The following is a 1,781-nucleotide window of genomic DNA, read 5'->3' as shown; positions in this document are numbered from 1 at the left end:
TGCTGTAGCCTAACAGGCCAGTGATTGAGGGGCTGAGATAGGTAGGCCGCATGTTCATATCGGTGACCCAGATAACATCCAAGACGTTCTCGGCCAGCAGGCGGTAGCGTGCCTCACTCTTTCTTAGAGCCTCCTCTGCCTGCTTGCGCTCGGCGACGCGTCCTAGCCGCTCGGCGATGGCATCTATGAGCAGCCTCTCTTCCTTCAGGAATGGCCCCTCGCCTTCTTCTGGCCTCTCCTCAAGGTAACCAACTTCGACCCTCCCCACTACTGCTCCATTCACCTTGACTGGCGCGGATTGCTTCCATGCGGAGTCCATGAAGTTCTTCGTGCGGAACTCGCTGGCACCAATCGCTATCCTGGCGCAGGCGATCTCCGGGTATAGCCAGCTTTTCGGCAGGATGTTGGTGAATTCCTGATACAGTTGGTCCAGGGTGATGCCTTCCCTTTCGTTTATCTCGGCCAAACTGTAAAATGCCTGCAGCTCTTTCATCCGTTCCCTGGCCTGTTGTTCCAACCCTTTGCGATCGGTGATATCGCGGTAGTTGATGACGATACCCTTTACCCCGGGATCACGGAGAAGGTTCAGTGCTTTAGCCTCGACTGTGCGCCACGAGCCATCCTTGCGCTTAATACGTAACTGGCTATCGATAGGCTTGCCGGGATTCTCTATCAGGGATTCAAAGAGGGACATAGCTTGCTGCATATCACCTGGGTGGATGAGATCAGGGAAGCTCATCCCCTCCAACTGTGAGGGTTTCCTTTCGAGTATCTTTTCTACAGATGGGCTTTCATAGAGTATCGTCCCCTTGTCGTCCAATATCGCGATAGCATCCGAGGCGTTCTCTATGAGCGCCCGGAATCGCTGTTCCTGGCGCTGTAGGGCCTCTGTTCCCTTTCTGCGCTCTCTTTGCACCTTCGCTTCACCCAACTCACGTTCAATGGCAGGGACAAGGCGGCTCAGTTTATCCTTCATAACGTAGTCGGTTGCCCCGGCCTTCATGGCTTCCACTGCCTTGTCTTCACCAATCTTGCCTGACACCAGTATGAATGGCAGGTTAAGGCTGCTTGCTTTGAACAGATTCAATGCCGCCAGACCGCTGAATGATGGCATGATATATTCGGACACTATGACGTCCCAGTGCCCATTCTTCAGGGCAGCGATCATAGCATCAACTGTGTCAACCCTTTCAAAAGTGGTGGAATAGCCGCCCCGCTTCAATTCGTTAACCACGGCCAGGGCGTCGTCTTCCGAATCATCAACGATCAGGAGACGGATCTCATACCGGGGGTGCTGATCCACATCTCTCGTCAAGGGGGTAGTCGGCTCAGGTATTAACACAATATGGACTCCTATATCTATTGTCAATAACTCTATTCTACGTCCTGGCCATCCCCCCTGACAAGATGCAAATGGCCCGATTCCTATGTCATTTCACTTCACTATCTGACCGCATAGTTCACCGCCGCGCTGAATGACAGGGCTTGTGCCTTTTCTGCAGATGCGGCAAGGAATACAGTACCAAGAATGAAATAAAGGACAAATGAAATCAGGGACTTCTTGGTAGATCTTCTGCTGTTCATTCGGCCTGCCCCTGTCTCTACCCTTCGAAAGCAAACGCTTTCTCAGTAAAGACCCTCAGGCAAGCACTGACCACATTGGGGTCATACAGGATACCGCTGTTGCATGAAATCTCCTCGAGGGCTTTCTCTATACCCAGTGGGGGCCGGTAGGGCCGATGGGAGGTCATGGCCTCAACAACATCCGCCACGCCCAGTAT

General features: G+C 52.9%; 3 protein-coding genes. All 3 read right to left on the bottom strand.

The window, feature by feature from the left end; translation table 11 throughout:
* The coding region (locus NTZ04_00015; GenBank protein MCX5990713.1) for a PAS domain S-box protein at positions 1-1,342 on the bottom strand (1,342 nt) is incomplete at its 3' end.
* A 101-nt stretch (positions 1,343-1,443) separates the two neighbouring features.
* Positions 1,444-1,584, bottom strand: coding sequence for a hypothetical protein (locus NTZ04_00010; GenBank protein ID MCX5990712.1), 141 nt, complete (start codon positions 1,582-1,584; stop codon positions 1,444-1,446).
* Between the two features lie 17 nt (positions 1,585-1,601).
* The coding region (locus NTZ04_00005; protein ID MCX5990711.1) for a histidine kinase at positions 1,602-1,781 on the bottom strand (180 nt) is incomplete at its 5' end.

This window comes from Chloroflexota bacterium (assembly GCA_026389585.1).
Classification (GTDB): Bacteria; Chloroflexota; Dehalococcoidia; order UBA2247; family RBG-13-53-26; genus JAPLHP01.
The sequence above is the reverse complement of the archived record's forward strand: the minus strand, read 5'-3'. Positions and strand labels throughout refer to the sequence as shown.

Coding starts and splice junctions, on each gene's coding strand:
- NTZ04_00010 (MCX5990712.1), bottom strand. CDS start 1,584: ATGAACAGCAGAAGATCTACCAAGAAGTCCCTGATTTCATTTGTCCTT.